This window comes from uncultured Halopseudomonas sp., from assembly GCF_963977355.1.
Lineage (GTDB): Bacteria > Pseudomonadota > Gammaproteobacteria > Pseudomonadales > Pseudomonadaceae > Halopseudomonas.
The window spans coordinates 88,140-105,767 of sequence record NZ_CAXBOV010000013.1 but is presented as its reverse complement, the minus strand read 5'-3'; the positions used below and the strand labels follow the sequence as shown (position 1 = coordinate 105,767).

The following is a 17,628-nucleotide window of genomic DNA, read 5'->3' as shown; positions in this document are numbered from 1 at the left end:
CATGCCGTTCAAGCGTCTATTCATTCTATTGTGTCTGGCAGCGTTCTCTTTCCCTGCCCAGGCAGAAGGCTTCATTACCCGACTATTAAACAAGCCAGTCCCCGGCGGCGTAGTTGTGGTCGCGCTGCCGGAGCAAGCCGATGCTCCTGCAGCGCAATATCGCGACCAACCGCTACTGGTGATCCGCGAGGACGGCGAGCGCTGGATCGCCATCGCAGGTATTCCGTTAACCGTAAAACCCGGCACCGAATACATCGAGACTGACAACGGACAACGCATTGCTTTCAAGGTTACCGACCGCAAATACCCCGAACAGCACATAAAACTGAAAAACCAGCAGCACGTCACGCCAAATCCCGAGCATCTGAAACGCATACAGCGTGAGCTGGACGAACAGATCACCGCCTACAAGCGCTTCAGCGCCCGCCAACCCAGCAATCTGCTCTTTGACCGCCCCGTGGAAGGCCGCCTTTCCAGTGCCTTCGGCCTGCGCCGATTCTTCAACGGTGAAGAACGCAACCCCCACTCCGGGCTGGACTTCGCCGCACCCACCGGCACTTCGATCAAAGCCCCAGCCGCTGGACAGGTGATTCTTACGGGTGATTATTTCTTTAACGGCAAAACGGTATTCGTTGATCACGGCCAAGGACTGATCAGTATGTTCTGCCATCTATCGGCGATCGACGTGAAGGTAGGCGATGAAGTCGCCCGCGGCGAACACGTCGGCAAGGTAGGCGCAACGGGCCGAGCAACCGGCCCCCATCTGCACTGGAATGTCAGTCTCAATAACACCCGCGTGGACCCGTCGATCTTCATCGGGGCTTTCATGCCATGACCATTATGGTCCGCAGGAAAGCTGGTTTGGATTTTGATCTTGGACAGCAAAATACGCATCACGCTAACACCCGTTGAGCGTAAAGCCTGGCGGGGTGGAGAAAGTGTCTGAAACATCGAGTGAGGCAGCCCCAGGCCGAGAGTCCACACCGACACGCTGCAAGTACGTCCCTGTAAGCTCGACGATGGCATCCATGCCATCGACGGTCGGCTTAGTCCTCTCGGCCTGCCACTGCTACTAGCTAATCAGTTGCCAGCGAGAGAACCCTCAATAGGGTCGTTAGATAAATTCTGGTTTTGAATTTGGACTGCAAACCCCGCATCACTCCGATGCTGGTTTAGCGCTCAGCCTGGCCGGGTGAAGAAAGTGTCTGAAACAGGGACGTTTCTGACAAGCCTCCAGGGAGGGATTCACGGCGGCTTTCGTAATCCCGCAAGACTGGGAGTGACCAACACCTATCCCCAACGAACTCTTTCGCTTCCAAATCGCACTCGAAGAATCACGCAACAATCCCCCAAAATCACCAATCCATAATCATCTGAAACCCGAATATCGCAACTTATTAGCTATTCCTGCCAAATTTAAAACACCCATTGCAATAAAAATTACCAACCGCTAACTTTCACTGCAACAACACCCCATTGAGTACCCGCCCGACCCACAAGGTATCGGGCCGAAGAGGAAGCAGACCATGAGCATGCTCAAAGATCCGTCCAGCAAATATCGTGCATTCGAGCCGGTAGATATTCCCGATCGCCAATGGCCATCGCGGTCGCTTACCGAAGTACCGATCTGGTGCAGCTCCGACCTGCGTGACGGCAATCAATCGCTGATCGAGCCCATGGACCCCGCGCGCAAACTCAAATTCTTCCAGACCCTGGTCAAGGTTGGCGTCAAGCAGATCGAAGTGGCTTTTCCGTCTGCCTCCAAAGCCGACTTCGACTTTGTACGCAGCCTGATCGACGAAGGCCACATTCCCGATGACGTTACTATTCAGGTGCTCACCCAGGCCCGGGAAGACCTGATCAAACGTACATTCGAGTCCGTACGCGGCGCCAAGAAAGCGATTGTTCACGTTTACAACGCCACGGCGCCCAGCTTCCGCAAGATCGTCTTCAATCAGGATAAAAAGGGCGTCGTCGATATTGCTGTCAACGCCGCCACCTTGATCAGACAGCTCGCGGCAGAGCAGCCAGAAACCCAGTGGACCTTTCAATACTCACCGGAGATTTTCACCTCGACCGAACTGGAGTTCGCCGTTGAAGTCTGTGATGCCGTGCTCGACGTATGGCAGCCGACACCCGATAACAAGGTCATTCTGAACCTGCCGGCAACAGTCGAGATTGCCACGCCCAACCACTACGCTGATCAGATCGAATGGTTTGGTCGGCACATCAGCCGTCGCGAGAGCGTGCTGATCAGCCTGCATACGCACAATGACCGGGGCACCGGTGTAGCTGCCACCGAACTCGGCCTGCTTGCCGGTGCCGATCGCGTCGAGGGCTGCCTGTTCGGTAATGGTGAGCGTACCGGCAATGTCGATCTGGTTACTCTGGCACTCAATTTCTATACCCAGGGCATCCACCCAAAGCTGGATTTTTCCGATATTGATGCGGTGCGCAAGGTAGTGGAAGAATGCAACCAGCTCTCGGTACATCCAAGGCATCCCTATGTAGGTGACCTGGTCCATACCGCCTTCTCCGGCTCGCACCAGGACGCTATCCGCAAGGGTTTTGCCCAACGCAAACCCGACGCAGTGTGGGAAGTGCCCTATCTGCCCATTGATCCCGAGGACATCGGCCGCAGTTACGATGCGGTCATTCGAGTCAATAGCCAGTCAGGCAAAGGTGGCATCAGCTACTTGCTCGAACAGGGTTATGGCATCAGCCTGCCACGCCGCATGCAAATTGAATTCAGCCAGGTTGTACAGGGCGAAACCGACCGCCTCGGCCTCGAAATGAGCGGCGCGCAGATTCATGAGCTCCTGGATCGGGAGTATGTCCAGGCAACCAGCCCCTATGCCTTGATCCGGCACAGACTGCAGGAAGAAAACGGCACCAGCGCCGTCGACGTAGAGGTTCTGAACCAGGGCGACACACTGCATTGGCGTGGTCTGGGCAAAGGGCCCCTTGAGGCGCTTGTTGCGGGCTTACCCGTATCAGTCGAGATAATGGATTATCACGAGCATTCGATTGGCTCGGGCACCAACGCCAAAGCAGCCGCCTATGTTGAAATCCGCCTGGACAACGGTCGCCCCCTGCACGGCATCGGGATCGACGAAAACCTCACCACGGCCAGCTTCCGTGCTTTGTTCAGCGCCCTGAACCGTGCTCTTCGTCAGGCCGAGGCGCAAGCCGCCTGAGTATCAACGGATAACAACGCGCCGAGCCCAGCGTCCGGCGCGTGTTCTTTCAATAGATTCGATTAACTGCCCTGACACATCTGGTTAAATCCGTTGCGCTTGTCAAAAGAAATGTCGCCCCCATAATACTGGCACTTTCTGCTCTCTCTGAAGCAGGCAACAAGGAGTCGTACCAGATGTCTCGATCCCCTCTTCTCACGCCCATTCGCCTGGGTAGCCTCGACCTGCCCAACCGGGTAATCATGGCACCGCTGACTCGTCAGCGCAGCAAACAGCCCGGCAACATACCCTACGAGCTTAACGCGACCTATTACCGCCAGCGAGCCAACGCGGGCCTGATCATCAGCGAAGCTGTACAGATCAGCCCAGAGGGTCAGGGCTACGCCTGGACTCCTGGCATCCATAGCGCAGAGCAGATTGCCGGCTGGAAGCAGATCACCCAGGCGGTACATGAGGCTGATGGCCGGATGTTCCTCCAGCTTTGGCATGTCGGCCGTATCTCTCACCCATTACTGCAGCCAGAGGGTGCCGATCCAGTAGCACCCTCGGCTATCCAAGCCAAAGCCGAGTGCTACGTACAGGAAGCCGACGGCAGCCATCACAAGGCACCAACCGCGATGCCTCGCGCACTGGAAACCGAAGAGCTTCCGCGGATCGTTGCTGATTATGCCAAAGCAACGCACAACGCGCTGGATGCCGACTTTGATGGCGTTGAAGTACATGCGGCAAATGGCTATCTGCTCGATCAGTTTCTCTGCTCCAACAGCAACCAGCGCACTGACAACTACGGTGGCAGCCTCGAGAACCGGGTGCGCCTGGTGCTTGAAGTAGTCGACGCGGTTATTGCCGCCACAGGCGACAGCGGTCGAGTCGGCATCCGTATTTCCCCCATGGGCACATTCAATGGCGTGGACGATGCGGACCCCAGGGAAACGTTCACTCACCTCCTACGTGAGCTCAACACACGCAATCTGGCCTACTTGCATGTCAACCGCCCTGACTGGATCGGCGGCGTCTACGAGGGTTTCGACGCGCTTCTCGAAACCCTGCGCGAGCTGTATGACGGGCGCCTGATTCTGGCTGGCGGCATGAACGCGGAGTCTGGCGCCCAAGCTGTTGAAGACGGTCTGGCTGATGTGGTGGCCTTCGGACGTCCCTACATTGCCAATCCCGATCTGGTGCAGCGTATCAAGGCTCGCGCCCCCTGGAACGACATCAATCCGGCGACTCTCTACGGTGGTGCAGAAGTGGGCTATACCGACTATCCAACCATGGACCAGTCTGACTCCTGATTAGCGCCCACAAAAAACCCGGCTTTCAAGCCGGGTTTTTTGTGCACCAAGACGCCAGCAACAACCATAGGCTTATCGCTTCTTGTCCTTGCGCTTTTTCTCTTCCTTCTTGTGATGACTCATCAGTCGGCGCTTCTTGTTCACCTGGCGATCAGTCAACCCGGTCTTGCGATCAGCAAAGGGATTCTCGCCGCCCTTATATTCGACCCTGATTGGCGTGCCCGCCATTCCCAGCACCTTGCGGAAGGTATTCTCCAGGTACTTGGTGTAAGACTGGGGTACGTTATCCACCTGATTGCCGTGAATAATGATGATCGGTGGATTGGAACCGCCCAGGTGAGCGTAGCGTAGCTTTATGCGGCGACTGTTGACGACCGGCGGCTGGTGATTGGCCACGGCGTCTTCAAGTATCTGGGTCATGCGGTTGGTCGGCACTTTGGTCATCGCGCTGGCAAAGGCCTTGTCGACTGACTTGTAGAGCAGGCCCACACCACTGCCATGCAATGCCGAGATAAAGTGCAGATCGGCAAACTGGGCGAAGATCAGACGGCGCTGCAATTCGATTTTGACGTATTCCTTCTCCCGCTCATCCATGCCGTCCCATTTGTTCACGGCAATAACGAGAGCTCGTCCAGCATCCAGCACGAAGCCCAACAGGTGCAAATCCTGCTCCACAACACCCTCACGGGCATCAATGACAAAGATGACGACGTTGGAATCCTCGATCGCCTGCAACGCCTTGATTACCGAAAACTTCTCGACCGCTTCCGAGACCCTGCCGCGCTTGCGCACACCCGCAGTATCGATCAGCGTGTATGGTTTTTCATAACGTTCGTAGGGAATATAGATGGTGTCACGGGTGGTACCCGCCTGGTCGAATACCACCACCCGGTCCTCCCCGAGCATCCGGTTGACCAGGGTCGACTTCCCCACATTGGGACGACCAATGACCGCAATCTTGGTACCAATCGCTTCTACAATACGCGGAGCCTTACCCTCTTCCCCTTCGGCCAGTGGCTCCTGGGTCAGACTGCCGATGCCGTTTTCACCAAACACCAGCTCAAGCATGGGATTGATGTTGCGGCCATGGGCTGCGGCAATCCCGATCGGCGAACCCAGGCCAAGCTTGGAAAACTCGCCCTGGATTGAATCCTGGTCGGCACCGTCTATCTTGTTGGCAATCAGATAGGTGTGTTTATTGCGCTTGCGCAGATGCTGGGCAATCAGCTCGTCGGCAGCGGTTCTTCCGGCTCTTGAATCGACCAGGAACAGCACTGCGTCGGCCTCTTCGATCGCCTGCAGGGACTGGCCAGCCATGACCGTGTCTATACCCTGTTCGTCGCCACTGATACCACCCGTATCTACCAGGATGTAGCGCTTGCCCTGCCAGGTTGCCTCGCCATACTGGCGATCACGGGTCAGACCCGCAACATCGGCAACGATAGCGTCACGACTCTTGGTCAGACGATTGAATAACGTGGACTTGCCGACATTGGGCCGCCCCACGAGGGCGATTACAGGAACCATGAATACTCCGCGCACGGACTACCGTGCAATAAACGAAAACGGCCGCTGCGCCATTTCAGGGGGCAGCGGCCGGGAAAGTATAGCTTCATTTGGAACTAGGGAGGCGTGAGCGCCACCAGATCACCACTATTGCCGTACACATAGAGGGTATTGCCGAGCACGATGGCCGGCGCACGAACGCCAGCGCCATCTACCCGTACCCGGCCGACCATCCGGCCATCGGTCTGGGCCAGCAAATGCACATAGCCGTCAAAATCGGCTACGGCGATATAGCTGCTGAACGCTACCGGTGCCGTCAGGCTGCGTCGCATAAGGCTATCATTAACCCAAAGAGATTCACCGCGCGAACGATCCAGTGCTTCAACCCGGCCATCAGCGTGGCTTACATAAACGCTACCGAAACCTTCACCAGCTCCAACCAGGCTTGACGCCTCTTTCTGCCAGCGAACAGTGCCTGTATTCACATCAACAGCTGCAAGTGCACCCTGGTAACTGGTGACATACAGCGTTTCGTCAACCAGCAACAGCAGTCCGTCAACATCGACCATCCGCTCCAGCTCGGTACGGCCCTGGGGCTGAGCAACCCGCGCCTCCATGATCGGCAAACCGGAATCAGCCGCTAGACCAACAACGCGTCCGCTGGACAAACCAGCAAAAACCCGACCGCGCGAGATCAAAGGAGTACTGTGCCCCCGCAGGGTCAGTACCGGAACGCTGGACTCATAGACCCAGCGCTGACTGCCATCACTGATATCCAGAGCGGTAATCTTGTCATCCAGGGTCTGAACCACGACGACATCACCGTTGGTCTGCGGCGGCGCGAGAACCTCGCTCGACACCCGTGCACGCCACATTTCCGAACCGTCTTCTTCATCAAGAACGATAACATCACCGTCCAGTGTGCCGACCATGATGCGCCCGCCACCGGTACCGACGGCACCCGAAACGCGCTCGTCGAGCTTGACCTGCCACTTCACATCGCCGGTATCCCGGTCCATTGCAACTACCCGGCCCTTGGCGTCAGCTGCATAAAGTGTCAAACCATCAAGCGACGGCATCAGCTGGTTGTACAGCTTGCCCTGGCCAGCCCCGATGTTCCGCTTCCAGTTACGCTCAAGCTCCACTTCAGCGGTGAAATCCTGCAACTCTGCCGGAGCGAGCTCTTTTTTGCCGGAACCACTGCAACCTGCAAACAGCACGGCTGCCATGGTGATAGCCAAATACGGGAACTTCAGGTTCACTAGACTTCCTCCGCCAGATCATTGAGCTTCAACTGTAATTGCGGGCGTGCCTGGGGATCTTCAAGCGCTGCCAGTGCAGCCTGATAGGCAGTGCGGGCATCGGCTTCGCGACCAAGCTCCAGCAACAAGTCACCTCGAACCTCTTCCCGGCTTGCCAACAGCGCACCGGACACTTCACCGGTCAGCAGCTCAAGCGCCTCTTCGGCGCGATCCTGTGCAGCCAATACACGGGCCAGACGTTGACGGGCAACCTCTTCCATTACCGGGTCACCTGCATCACCAACAACCTCGTTCAGCAGGGCTTCAGCCGCAGGCAGATCTTCTGCCTCTACTGCCAGGCGCGCCTGCATCAATGCCGCAAACTGCGCGTAGCGCGTGCCGCTGTACTCTTCACGAATCTGCTCGGCGAGTTCTGCACCGCGAGCACGGTCCTCGGTACCTCCATCCCCCAATACCGATTCCAGCATGGACTGATAGAGCGCCGAAGCGTTGGCTGCCTTGTTGTCCTGGTAATTACCCCAGCCCTGCCAGCCGAATACGCCAGCCAGGGCAATTACGACACCAGTAAGCAGAGGAACGCCGTGCTTTTTCCACAGTTCCTTGATCTTCTCTACCTGTTCTTCTTCTGTCTCGTACGTCACCCCAGACTCCTTGCCTGAACTAAGCGGCTTCTTCCGCTTATAATAATTGTTGAAGACGCGCCGGCAGCTCGTGCCAGGCAATATTTTCCTGCTGCGCATCGCTGCGTAGCGGTTTGATTCCGATCTGCTCTGCCGCCGCCTCGTCTTCGCCTAGAATAAGCGCAAAGAGTGCCCCGGACTTGTCGGCCTTCTTGAACTGGCTCTTGAAGCTTCCGCCGCCACAATGCACCACCAGACGAATACCCGGCAAGGCCTCACGCAGCTGCTCAGCAAGTCTGAAACTGGCTACCGCAGCCGCCTCGCCAAGCGTAACGAAGTAAACATCCACCTGACGCGCCAGCGCACTCGGGACAAGATCCAGTGTCTGAATCAGAAGCAGCAAACGCTCAATACCCATGGCAAAACCAACAGCCGACGCCGGCTTGCCACCCAACTGCTCGACCAGACCATCATAGCGACCACCCGCGCAGACTGTACCCTGAGCGCCCAGCTTGTCAGTCACCCATTCGAACACTGTCAGCCCGTAATAGTCCAGCCCGCGAACCAGTCGCGGATTAATAACATAGGGCACGCCAGCGGCATCAAGTAATGCACGTAGCCCTTCGAAGTGCAGGCGAGCCTCTGCATTCAGAAAGTCGGCCAGGCGAGGCGCATCGGCCAACAGGGCCTGGGTATCGGGATTCTTGCTATCGAGCACCCGCAGCGGGTTGCTCTCCAGACGACGCTGACTGTCTTCATCAAGCTGATCGAAACGCTCACGCAGGTAAGCCACCAGCTCATCGCGGTAACGAGCGCGATCCTCGCTGCTCCCCAGGCTGTTGAGTTCAAGCGTAACCGCGTCCTGCAAGCCCAGCTGCTTCCACAGCCGCCAACTCAACAGGATCAGTTCTGCATCAATATCCGGTCCGGCGATATTGAAGGTTTCCACGCCAATCTGATTGAACTGACGATACCGTCCCTTCTGCGGTCGCTCATGACGAAACATCGGACCTGCGTACCAGACCTTCTGGCTTACTCCGCCACCCAACAGACCGTGCTCGAGCATGGCACGCACACAGCCCGCCGTGCCCTCAGGACGCAAGGTCAGCGAATCGCCGTTGCGATCAGCAAAGGTGTACATCTCTTTCTCGACAATATCGGTCACTTCGCCAATGGAACGCTTGAACAGCTCCGTAGGCTCGACGATCGGCATACGCACCTGCTGGTAGCCATAGCCACTTAGCAGATCCGCCACAGTTCTTTCGAAGTATTGCCATAGGGCGCTGTCGGCGGGCAGAACGTCGTTCATGCCGCGCACGGCTTGCAGGGTCTTCAATGCATCTTTCCTTAATCAGCCACGGGCGATGGTGTTGGCTTCCAGCGCCTGTTTGGCGGCAATCTTGTCTCGTATGAGCTTTTCCAGCGTATCAACCAGATTAACGTTATCGACCTTCTGATTCGGGGTGCCGCCAACGTAGATCAGATTGTTGGGTGAGCCGCCTGTAAGACCAATATCAGCTTCTTTTGCTTCGCCCGGTCCGTTGACCACGCAACCAATCACCGCTACGTCCAGAGGCACGACAACATCCTCCAGGCGCGCTTCAAGTTCGTTCATGGTCTTGATCACATCGAAATTCTGCCGAGAGCAGCTTGGGCAAGCGACGAAATTGATGCCCCGCGAGCGCAGGCGCAAGGATTTGAGCAGGTCGTAACCTACCTTGATCTCTTCCACCGGATCAGCGGCCAGGGAAATACGAATGGTATCCCCGATGCCCTCAGCGAGCAGCATGCCCAGGCCAACGGCTGACTTGACCGTTCCCGAACGCAACGCTCCGGCTTCGGTTATACCCAAATGCAAAGGTTGATCGATCTGGGCCGCCAGCAGCCGGTAGGCGCCCACGGCCATAAACACGTCGGAGGCCTTCACGCTGACTTTGAAGTCCTGGAAGTCGAGCTTGTCGAGATACTCGACATGGCGTAATGCTGACTCCACCAAGGCCTCAGGCGTAGGCTCACCGTATTTTTTCTGTAGGTCTTTTTCCAACGAACCCGCGTTTACACCGATACGAATCGGAATGCCGTTGTGACGCGCTGCATCAACAACTGCACGTACCCTGTCTTCGCGCCCGATATTACCCGGATTGATCCGCAGGCAGTCCACGCCCAGCTCGGCAACGCGCAGAGCAATCTTGTAGTCAAAGTGAATATCGGCAACGAGCGGCATGGCAGTTTGCTTGCGAATTTCGCCAAAGGCCTCCGCAGCCTCCATACTCGGCACCGACACTCTTACAATGTCTGCACCCACTGCTTCCAACTGCCTGATCTGAGCAACCGTAGCGGCCACATCACAGGTCTCGGTATTGGTCATGCTCTGAACAGAAATAGGCGCATCGCCGCCGACCAGTACCGATCCGACACGAATCTGGCGCGACACTCTACGTTTGATAGGGGATTGGTGATGCATCGCGTTGCTCCTTCAGCCCAACCGCAGGCGTACCACGCCTGACTCGCGGACGCTTTGCGTGTTCACTGGCTCGCCATTGAAGGCGATAGTCGAAACAGCCTCAACAGCACCTATCACTACATCGATAGGCCCCTGATGATCGATCGACAGTGATTGACCTGACTGCATCAAGCTGCTGTGCAGAGATTCGCCACCGGGGGTCGTCACCTGTACCCAGCAGTCGCCACTGAACTGCATCCGCAAACCTCTGCCTGTCGTTGATGGCTGCTCTGCAGTCTCCACAACGGCCTCCTGATCGACAACGGCAGCGCGCGCAGGCTGTTCAACTGCTGCCTGCGGCTCCGCAGCGCCGGTCGCTGTACCCTCCTCGGAGGATGCAGAATCGTCCTGTGCAGCTGGCTCCTGGGTATTTCCTTCAGCATCCACCACTGAAGATAGCGGGCCTGGCATCGCGATAGAGGCATCCTCGGACAACAATGGCTCCGAGGCAAAATCCTCGGGCAGCGCCATGGCGTCCACTTCAACTTCGTCAAGAACCTGGCTGGCAATATCGGACACATCATCAACAGATCGTGTCGGCTGGCTGTCGTACCACCACAGCAGGATCGAAGCGACAATGGCCACCGCAACAATGACGGTTGTCCAGGTCACGAGCATGCCGCCTGCCTTGCCCGGTCTGGCCATCTTGTCGATGCCGCTGACCTGACGCTCACGCACCTCTATACCGCGGGACCTGTCATATTCAAGCACCAGACGGTTGGCGTCCAGACCCAGCAAACGTGCATAACTGCGTACATAGCCCCGTGCGAACGTATCACCGGGCAGCTGATCGAACCGTCCGGCTTCCAGGTGGACCAGTATTTTCTCTGGAAGCCGCAAACTGGTCGCAGCCTCTGCAGTACTCAGACCCTTGGCTTCGCGTGCTGCCTGCAACGTCGCGCCCGGATGGGCCATCCTTCCGTCATCGGGCCGAAATTCACCATTTGGCGGCATCGCATCTCGCTGCTCTGTACTCATGATTGATCTGCTGCCTTCAATGCTTGCGCTTCCGGACTTGTGGGATACAGGCGGCGCAACTGCAGAGCGTAGCTTGCAGCGCGATTGTGATCTTCAAACCTACGTGCCAGCTGAATACCTAGCCAGAGGCTGGCTGCATTCTGCCCGGAAAACTGGGTGAAACTGCGATAGTAGTCCCATGACGGGACGTAATTCTGTTGGGCGAACTCGATCTTTGCCATTTCCAGCAACGCAAGAGGTTGCCGGCTATTCAAGCGCAGAGCCCGTTCAAAGCTCGCCTTGGCTTCCTCCGGCTGATTCATCCGCTGATAAGTCAGACCGATGTTTTCAAAGACTCTGGAGCGCTCACCGTACAGGTTGTCCTGGGCGGCCTGCTGGAAGTAACCGAGCGCATCCTGATAACGCTCTTCACTGAGCAGAAAAACTCCGTAATTGTTCAATATTCGGGGATTGTCTGGCTCACTGGCCAGTGCATCCCGGTAATGCTTGTCCGCCGAGGTGGTTTCACCTTCCTGCTGGAACACCATCGCCAAAGCCAGGTGCGCCGCGGCCGAACGAGGGTCTATTTTCAACGCTTCACTCAGCGGCGCCTTCGCACTTTCAGTTTCGCCTTCACGCAGGTAGCCCAGGCCCAGCTGAATATAAGCATCACGCCCGGCATCCGGATCAGGCTTGTTTTTCTGCGGCTGATCACTGGTTGTTACGCACCCGCTGAGGGTGAAGGCTGTGAGCAATATTACCGCGATCATCATTCTGTTCATCACAATCGATCCTCGGTTGGATGGCTTACCGGTCCGCGTTGGAAGGCTGCGCAACAGGCGACCCGTCAACCGGCAATTCTCTAAGAGCGATGTAGCGTTCACTGCGCCGGGTACGATCCATGACCTGGCCAACCAGTTGACCGCAGGCGGCATCGATATCTTCACCCCGGGTCGTGCGCACGGTGACGTTGTAGCCCGCCTTGTGCAGCATATCCTGAAAGCGGCGGATACTGTTGTTACTTGGCCGCTCGTACCCGGAATGGGGGAAAGGGTTGAACGGTATGAGATTGATCTTGCAAGGGGTTTCGCGCAGTAGCGCTATCATCTCTTCCGCGTGTTCTGGCTGGTCGTTGATATCCTTGAGCATGGTGTACTCAATAGTCAGCACCCGCTTTTCGCCAAGTCTGGCCATGTAACGATTACAGGCAGGCAGCAAGACTTCCAGGGGATACTTCTTGTTCAACGGCACCAGTTGGTTACGAAGGGCGTTATTTGGCGCATGCAGCGAAAGCGCCAGTGCCACATCAGTCACTTCGCCCAACTTCTCGATCATCGGCACCACGCCGGAAGTCGACAAAGTAACCTTACGTTTGGAGATCCCGTAACCCAGGTCATCCATCATCAACAACATGGCATCAAGCACATTGTCGAAATTGAGTAGCGGCTCACCCATACCCATCATAACCACGTTGGTAATCGCGCGATCACTCTTGGCCGGGATACTGCCGAAGGACTTGTTGGCAATCCAGACCTGACCGATGATTTCGGCCACGCTCAGATCACTATTAAAACCTTGCTTGCCGGTAGAGCAGAAACTGCAGTCCAGCGCACAACCCGCCTGGGAAGACACGCACAGAGTGCCGCGTCCATTCTGGGGGATGTAGACAGTCTCCACGCAGCTGCCAGAGGCAACTCTTACGACCCACTTGCGTGTACCGTCGGTGGAGATGTCTTCGCTGACGACTTCCGGCGGACGAATCTCGGCGCAGGCTGCGAGCTTCTCGCGCAGGGCCTTGCTGACATTCGTCATGTCGTCGAAATTATCAACACCCTGGTGATGAATCCACTTCATTATCTGTCCGGCACGGAAGCGCTTTTCCCCGAGGCTCTCGAAGAAGGCTTCCATTTTCGGCTGGGTCAGACCCAGCAGATTTACTTTGCCGTTGACATTGCTTGTGGCAGTCACATCATCACCCTGGTGTTGAAAATCATCTTAGCCGCGCGAGCAGAGATCGGTTTCTGCGAAAAAGTAACCGATTTCGCGAGCCGCGGAAGTAGTAGAGTCCGAACCATGTACGGCGTTGGCATCAATGGATTCAGCGAAATCAGCGCGGATAGTGCCCGCATCAGCTTCCTTGGGGTTGGTAGCACCCATCAGTTCACGGTTTTTCAATACTGCGCCTTCGCCTTCCAGCACCTGAACAACAACCGGACCGGAGGTCATGAAACCAACCAGATCCTTGAAGAAAGGACGCGCGCTGTGCTCGGCATAAAAGCCTTCAGCATCGGACTGGGACAGCTGAACCATCTTGGCAGCGACAACACTCAGACCGGCCTTTTCGAAACGGCTGATGATCTGACCAACTACGTTCTTGGCAACTGCGTCGGGCTTGATGATAGACAGGGTACGTTCTACGGCCATGGAAAACTCTCCAGAAATATAAATGTAAGTTGAGAAATTATGCGGAATTGTTAACCCGCGGATTATACGCAGGTTAGAGGCAAATACATACCGGCCGGCAGATTCATCGGCACAGCGCGGATGGGCTAGCCGTTCAGGCGACCTGGCGTAATCGCGGGACCACCGCACAGAGTATCTGCGCAGCACGTTTCACTTCGTCGATCGTGGTGAAGCGACCCAGTGAGAGTCGAAGCGAACCCTGGGCAAGCTCATTGGTCATGCCCAATCCTCGTAATACATAGGATGGCTCAACAGAGGCAGATGTACAGGCCGAACCGGAAGAAAGTGCCAGATCCTTCAATGCGAGCAAAAGCAGCTCCCCATCGACTCCGGCAAAAGCCAGATTGAGGTTGTGTGGCACGCGCCGTTCACGGCTACCATTAACGAACACCTCGGGCAAAACGGCCAAACCGGCCAGCAGCAGGTCGCGCAGTTCGCTGATGCGCTGGTTTTCCTGACTCATCAACTCTCCGGCCAAAGCGAAGCACGCCCCCATACCAACGATCTGATGGGTCGGCAGAGTCCCAGATCGCATACCACGCTCATGCCCTCCGCCGTGAATCAGTGCTTCAAGACGCAGCCCTGGATCGCGGCGTACAAAGAGCGCACCCACACCTTTTGGCCCATAGGTCTTGTGCGCACAAAATGACATGAGATCGACCGGGAGCTCATGCAGATCAATCAGCAGCTTTCCGGTGGACTGAGCCGCGTCCACATGCATCAGGGCGCCGCCTGTGCGGGCGATATGCCCAAGAGCGGCGATGTCGTTGATGGTGCCGATCTCGTTGTTCACATGCATCAATGATACGAGAATGGTGTCCTCACGCATCGCCTGCTGCAGCTGCTCAGGCTCAATAATGCCCTCAGCCGAGGGCTTGAGCCAGGTCACCTCAAAGCCCTCGCGTTCCAGCTGATGACAGCTGTCGAGCACCGCTTTGTGTTCGATTTGTGACGTGATGATGTGCCGTCCGCGCTCGGCGCGACTATAGGCCGCGCCCTTGATGGCCAGGTTATCGGACTCTGTCGCGCCGGACGTCCAGATGATTTCCCGTGGATCGGCACCCACCAGATCCGCAACCTGGCGCCGGGCAAGCTCCACCGCCTCCTCGGCCTTCCATCCGAAAATGTGCGAGCGTGAAGCGGGATTGGCAAAATTCCCGTCCATCGTCAGACACCCCATCATCTTTTCGGCGACGGCGGGGTCTACCGGAGTGGTGGCAGCGTAATCGAGATAGATCGGCAACATTGGCATCGTATCCTATGAACGCCCGGCTTCGCTGGAGTTACCCGGCTTGACTTCAATGCTATCGACTTCGGCCTTGAGCAGGTCGAAGTCCTCACCCCCAAGTGCAGGAAGCTCCTTGGCACAGTAATCACTGCCCAGCTCACCCAGCGCCTGACACATACCCTCGAGACGACCATCCACAGCCTGCATGTGGTCGAGCATCTGTCCGATGGCACGAGCCACCGGGTCAGGCGTATCACGGGTTACCCCATACGCATCGAAGCCCAGCTTTTCAGCCATTGCCTGACGCTTGGCGCATTGCTCGTCAGCCTTGTCCGACTCTTTCGGAATGATACGACCAGGAATACCAACCGCAGTTGCACCGGCCGGCACCGCCTTGGTAACGACCGCGTTGGAACCGATCTTGGCACCAGCACCCACCGTAAAAGGACCCAGCACCTTGGCACCGGCGCCCACGACCACGCCGTCTTCCAGCGTAGGGTGGCGCTTGCCCTTGTCCCAACTGGTGCCGCCGAGGGTGACGCCCTGATACAAGGTTACATCGTCACCGATCTCGGCTGTCTCACCAATCACCACACCCATTCCGTGGTCAATAAAGAAACGTCGACCGAGCTTGGCTCCCGGATGAATTTCGATCCCCGTGGCCCAGCGGGCGAAATTCGACACCATACGCGCCACCAGCCGGGCATTGCGCATCCACAACGCATGGGCCAGGCGATGCAGCCATATGGCGTGCAAACCGGGATAGCAGAACAGCACTTCCACTGTGCTGCGTGCTGCCGGGTCCCGGTGGAACACACTGGCAATATCTTCCTTCATACGCTTGAACATGATTAACGTCTCCGCTCACCGGTCGCTTTCACGCCGATAGCTTTCTGTGTTTCGGTGAGGATGCCACGCAGAATATTCATTTCCATCCGGTTTATCCGGATACGGCCGTACAGGCGGCGTAGCCTTGGCATCAGCTGTCTTGGTTTGTGCGGGTCAAGGAAGCCGATTTCAACCAGCACCTGCTGCAAATGGCCAAAATACTGCTCCATTTCCTCGGCAGTGGTCGGAATTTCATTCTGAGTCGCTGTGGTTTCAATCTTTTGCATGTGCGTGGGCTGATTCTGGCGCTTTAACACCAGCATGCGCAGCTCATAGGCGAGCACCTGTACCGCGGCCGCCAGATTCAAGGAGCTGAACTCAGGGTTTGATGGTATGTGCACATGAAACTGACAACGCTGCAGCTCGTCACTGGTAAGGCCGGAATCTTCACGCCCGAACACCAGCGCCACCTGTGCATCTGGCAGCTCGGCAATCTGGTCCAGCACTTTTTCTGCAGCCTCGCGCGGGTCCACCACCGGCCAGGGAATGCGCCGGTCACGCGCACTGGTACCCATGACCAATACGCAATCGGCAATAGCCTCCTCAAGCGTTGGGACAATCAAGGCGCCTTCGAGCACATCGTCTGCCCCGGCGCCGCGGGCGGCAGCATTGGGATCCGGAAAACGCTGCGGATCGACCAGCACCAACCGGGTAAGCCCCATATTCTTCATCGCGCGGGCTGCGCCACCGATATTGCCGGGATGACTGGTGTTAACCAGAACCACTCGAACATTGTCCAGCACGTTAGCACTCCACGAAGGTTGCGCCGGTTGGCGAGGAACCGCACATCTTACAAAAGCCAGCACACAAAGGCCATGATGCATTCATGTTGGCGTGCTTATCTGCTACAATTTCCGGCTCTTCAAAACCCCCTAATCAGAGACACCCGTATGCAGCCCATGTTGAACATCGCCCTGCGCGCCGCACGCAGTGCAGGAGAACTGATCTATCGCTCTGTGGAGCGGCTTGACGTTCTGACCGTCAACGAGAAAGAGGCCAACGATTACGTTACCGAAGTTGACCGGGCTGCCGAACAGACCATCATCGGCCACCTGCGCAAGGCCTACCCGAATCATGGCATCCACGCCGAAGAATCCGGTTTTCAGCCGGGTCAGGGTGATGGGGCCGACATTGTCTGGATCATCGATCCACTGGACGGCACCACCAATTTCGTTCGCGGCATTCCTCACTATGCAGTGAGCATAGCCTGCCGGATCAAAGGCCGGATCGAACACGCGGTGGTGCTGGACCCGGTTCGTCAGGAAGAGTTCACCGCCAGCCGTGGCCGTGGCGCATCGCTTAACGGCAAGCGCCTGCGCGTGACCTCGCGCAAGACTCTGGATGGCGCATTGCTGGGTACAGGCTTCCCGTTCCGCCAGAATCAGATGGAATCGCTGGACAACTACCTGGGCATGTTCCGTAGCTTGATTGGACAGACAGCCGGCATTCGCCGTTGCGGCGCTGCCAGCCTGGATCTCGCCTACGTTGCCGCCGGGCGCTACGACGCGTTCTGGGAAGCCGGTCTGGCCGAGTGGGACATGGCTGCGGGCACGCTGCTGATTCAGGAAGCGGGCGGTCTGGTCAGCGACTTTACCGGCGACCACCACTTCCTCGAGAAAGGCCACATCGTGGCGGGCAACCCGAAATGCTTCAAGGCAGTGCTCACCGCGATCCAGCCACACCTGGCACCCAGCATGAAGCGCTAAGGCGCT

The 17,628-nt window shown here is 57.1% G+C and carries 16 protein-coding genes; 4 read left to right on the top strand and 12 right to left on the bottom strand.

Annotated features, from left to right (window positions below; all coding sequences use genetic code 11):
• The first annotated feature begins 1 nt into the window (after position 1).
• The 3 genes from AAC076_RS09125 to AAC076_RS09115 all read left to right on the top strand — a co-directional run bounded on the left by AAC076_RS09125 (position 2) and on the right by AAC076_RS09115 (position 4,489).
• Positions 2 to 835: a peptidoglycan DD-metalloendopeptidase family protein gene (locus AAC076_RS09125; RefSeq protein WP_339844698.1), complete on the top strand. Its 834-nt coding sequence runs from the start codon at positions 2 to 4 to the stop codon at positions 833 to 835.
• A 691-nt stretch (positions 836 to 1,526) separates the two neighbouring features.
• Positions 1,527 to 3,197, top strand: a complete 1,671-nt coding sequence (leuA, locus tag AAC076_RS09120) for a 2-isopropylmalate synthase (protein ID WP_339844696.1) — start codon at positions 1,527 to 1,529, stop codon at positions 3,195 to 3,197.
• 176 nt (positions 3,198 to 3,373) lie between these two features.
• Positions 3,374 to 4,489, top strand: coding sequence for an alkene reductase (locus tag AAC076_RS09115; protein ID WP_339844694.1), 1,116 nt, complete (start codon positions 3,374 to 3,376; stop codon positions 4,487 to 4,489).
• Between the two features lie 72 nt (positions 4,490 to 4,561).
• Here the strand turns inward: AAC076_RS09115 and der are convergent, their stop codons facing one another.
• From der to trmJ, 12 genes are all read right to left on the bottom strand, one after another.
• Positions 4,562 to 6,016 (bottom strand): ribosome biogenesis GTPase Der, encoded by a 1,455-nt coding sequence (der, locus tag AAC076_RS09110; protein WP_339844692.1) that lies wholly within the window; start codon positions 6,014 to 6,016, stop codon positions 4,562 to 4,564.
• A 95-nt stretch (positions 6,017 to 6,111) separates the two neighbouring features.
• A complete protein-coding gene (gene bamB / locus AAC076_RS09105) occupies positions 6,112 to 7,224 on the bottom strand; it encodes an outer membrane protein assembly factor BamB (protein WP_339844737.1) in 1,113 nt (370 codons plus the stop codon).
• 32 nt (positions 7,225 to 7,256) lie between these two features.
• A complete protein-coding gene (locus AAC076_RS09100; protein WP_339844688.1) occupies positions 7,257 to 7,898 on the bottom strand; it encodes a tetratricopeptide repeat protein in 642 nt (213 codons plus the stop codon).
• Positions 7,899 to 7,935: 37 nt separating this feature from the next.
• Entirely contained in the window at positions 7,936 to 9,213 is a 1,278-nt protein-coding gene (hisS, locus tag AAC076_RS09095) for a histidine--tRNA ligase (RefSeq protein WP_339844686.1), read from the bottom strand.
• Between the two features lie 15 nt (positions 9,214 to 9,228).
• Complete coding sequence (gene ispG, locus AAC076_RS09090) at positions 9,229 to 10,341, bottom strand: flavodoxin-dependent (E)-4-hydroxy-3-methylbut-2-enyl-diphosphate synthase (protein WP_339844684.1); 1,113 nt, start codon at positions 10,339 to 10,341, stop codon at positions 9,229 to 9,231.
• A gap of 12 nt (positions 10,342 to 10,353) precedes the next feature.
• Positions 10,354 to 11,358 (bottom strand): RodZ family helix-turn-helix domain-containing protein, encoded by a 1,005-nt coding sequence (locus tag AAC076_RS09085; RefSeq protein ID WP_339844682.1) that lies wholly within the window; start codon positions 11,356 to 11,358, stop codon positions 10,354 to 10,356.
• Complete coding sequence (pilW, locus tag AAC076_RS09080) at positions 11,355 to 12,119, bottom strand: type IV pilus biogenesis/stability protein PilW (protein ID WP_339844680.1); 765 nt, start codon at positions 12,117 to 12,119, stop codon at positions 11,355 to 11,357. Before pilW ends, AAC076_RS09085 begins: the two co-directional genes overlap by 4 nt.
• Positions 12,120 to 12,144: 25 nt before the next feature.
• The gene (gene rlmN, locus AAC076_RS09075; RefSeq protein WP_339844677.1) at positions 12,145 to 13,305 is read right to left on the bottom strand and encodes a 23S rRNA (adenine(2503)-C(2))-methyltransferase RlmN; all 1,161 of its coding nucleotides are present in this window, start codon (positions 13,303 to 13,305) and stop codon (positions 12,145 to 12,147) included.
• Positions 13,306 to 13,332: 27 nt separating this feature from the next.
• Positions 13,333 to 13,761: a nucleoside-diphosphate kinase gene (ndk, locus tag AAC076_RS09070; RefSeq protein ID WP_339844674.1), complete on the bottom strand. Its 429-nt coding sequence runs from the start codon at positions 13,759 to 13,761 to the stop codon at positions 13,333 to 13,335.
• Positions 13,762 to 13,894: 133 nt separating this feature from the next.
• Positions 13,895 to 15,046, bottom strand: a complete 1,152-nt coding sequence (locus AAC076_RS09065; protein ID WP_339844672.1) for an IscS subfamily cysteine desulfurase — start codon at positions 15,044 to 15,046, stop codon at positions 13,895 to 13,897.
• Between the two features lie 12 nt (positions 15,047 to 15,058).
• Positions 15,059 to 15,877, bottom strand: coding sequence for a serine O-acetyltransferase (gene cysE / locus AAC076_RS09060; protein ID WP_339844670.1), 819 nt, complete (start codon positions 15,875 to 15,877; stop codon positions 15,059 to 15,061).
• 2 nt (positions 15,878 to 15,879) lie between these two features.
• The gene (trmJ, locus tag AAC076_RS09055) at positions 15,880 to 16,659 is read right to left on the bottom strand and encodes a tRNA (cytosine(32)/uridine(32)-2'-O)-methyltransferase TrmJ (RefSeq protein WP_339844667.1); all 780 of its coding nucleotides are present in this window, start codon (positions 16,657 to 16,659) and stop codon (positions 15,880 to 15,882) included.
• A gap of 147 nt (positions 16,660 to 16,806) precedes the next feature.
• Between trmJ and suhB the strand changes: the two genes are divergently transcribed.
• Positions 16,807 to 17,622, top strand: a complete 816-nt coding sequence (suhB, locus tag AAC076_RS09050) for an inositol-phosphate phosphatase (RefSeq protein WP_339844664.1) — start codon at positions 16,807 to 16,809, stop codon at positions 17,620 to 17,622.
• Positions 17,623 to 17,628 lie beyond the last annotated feature (6 nt).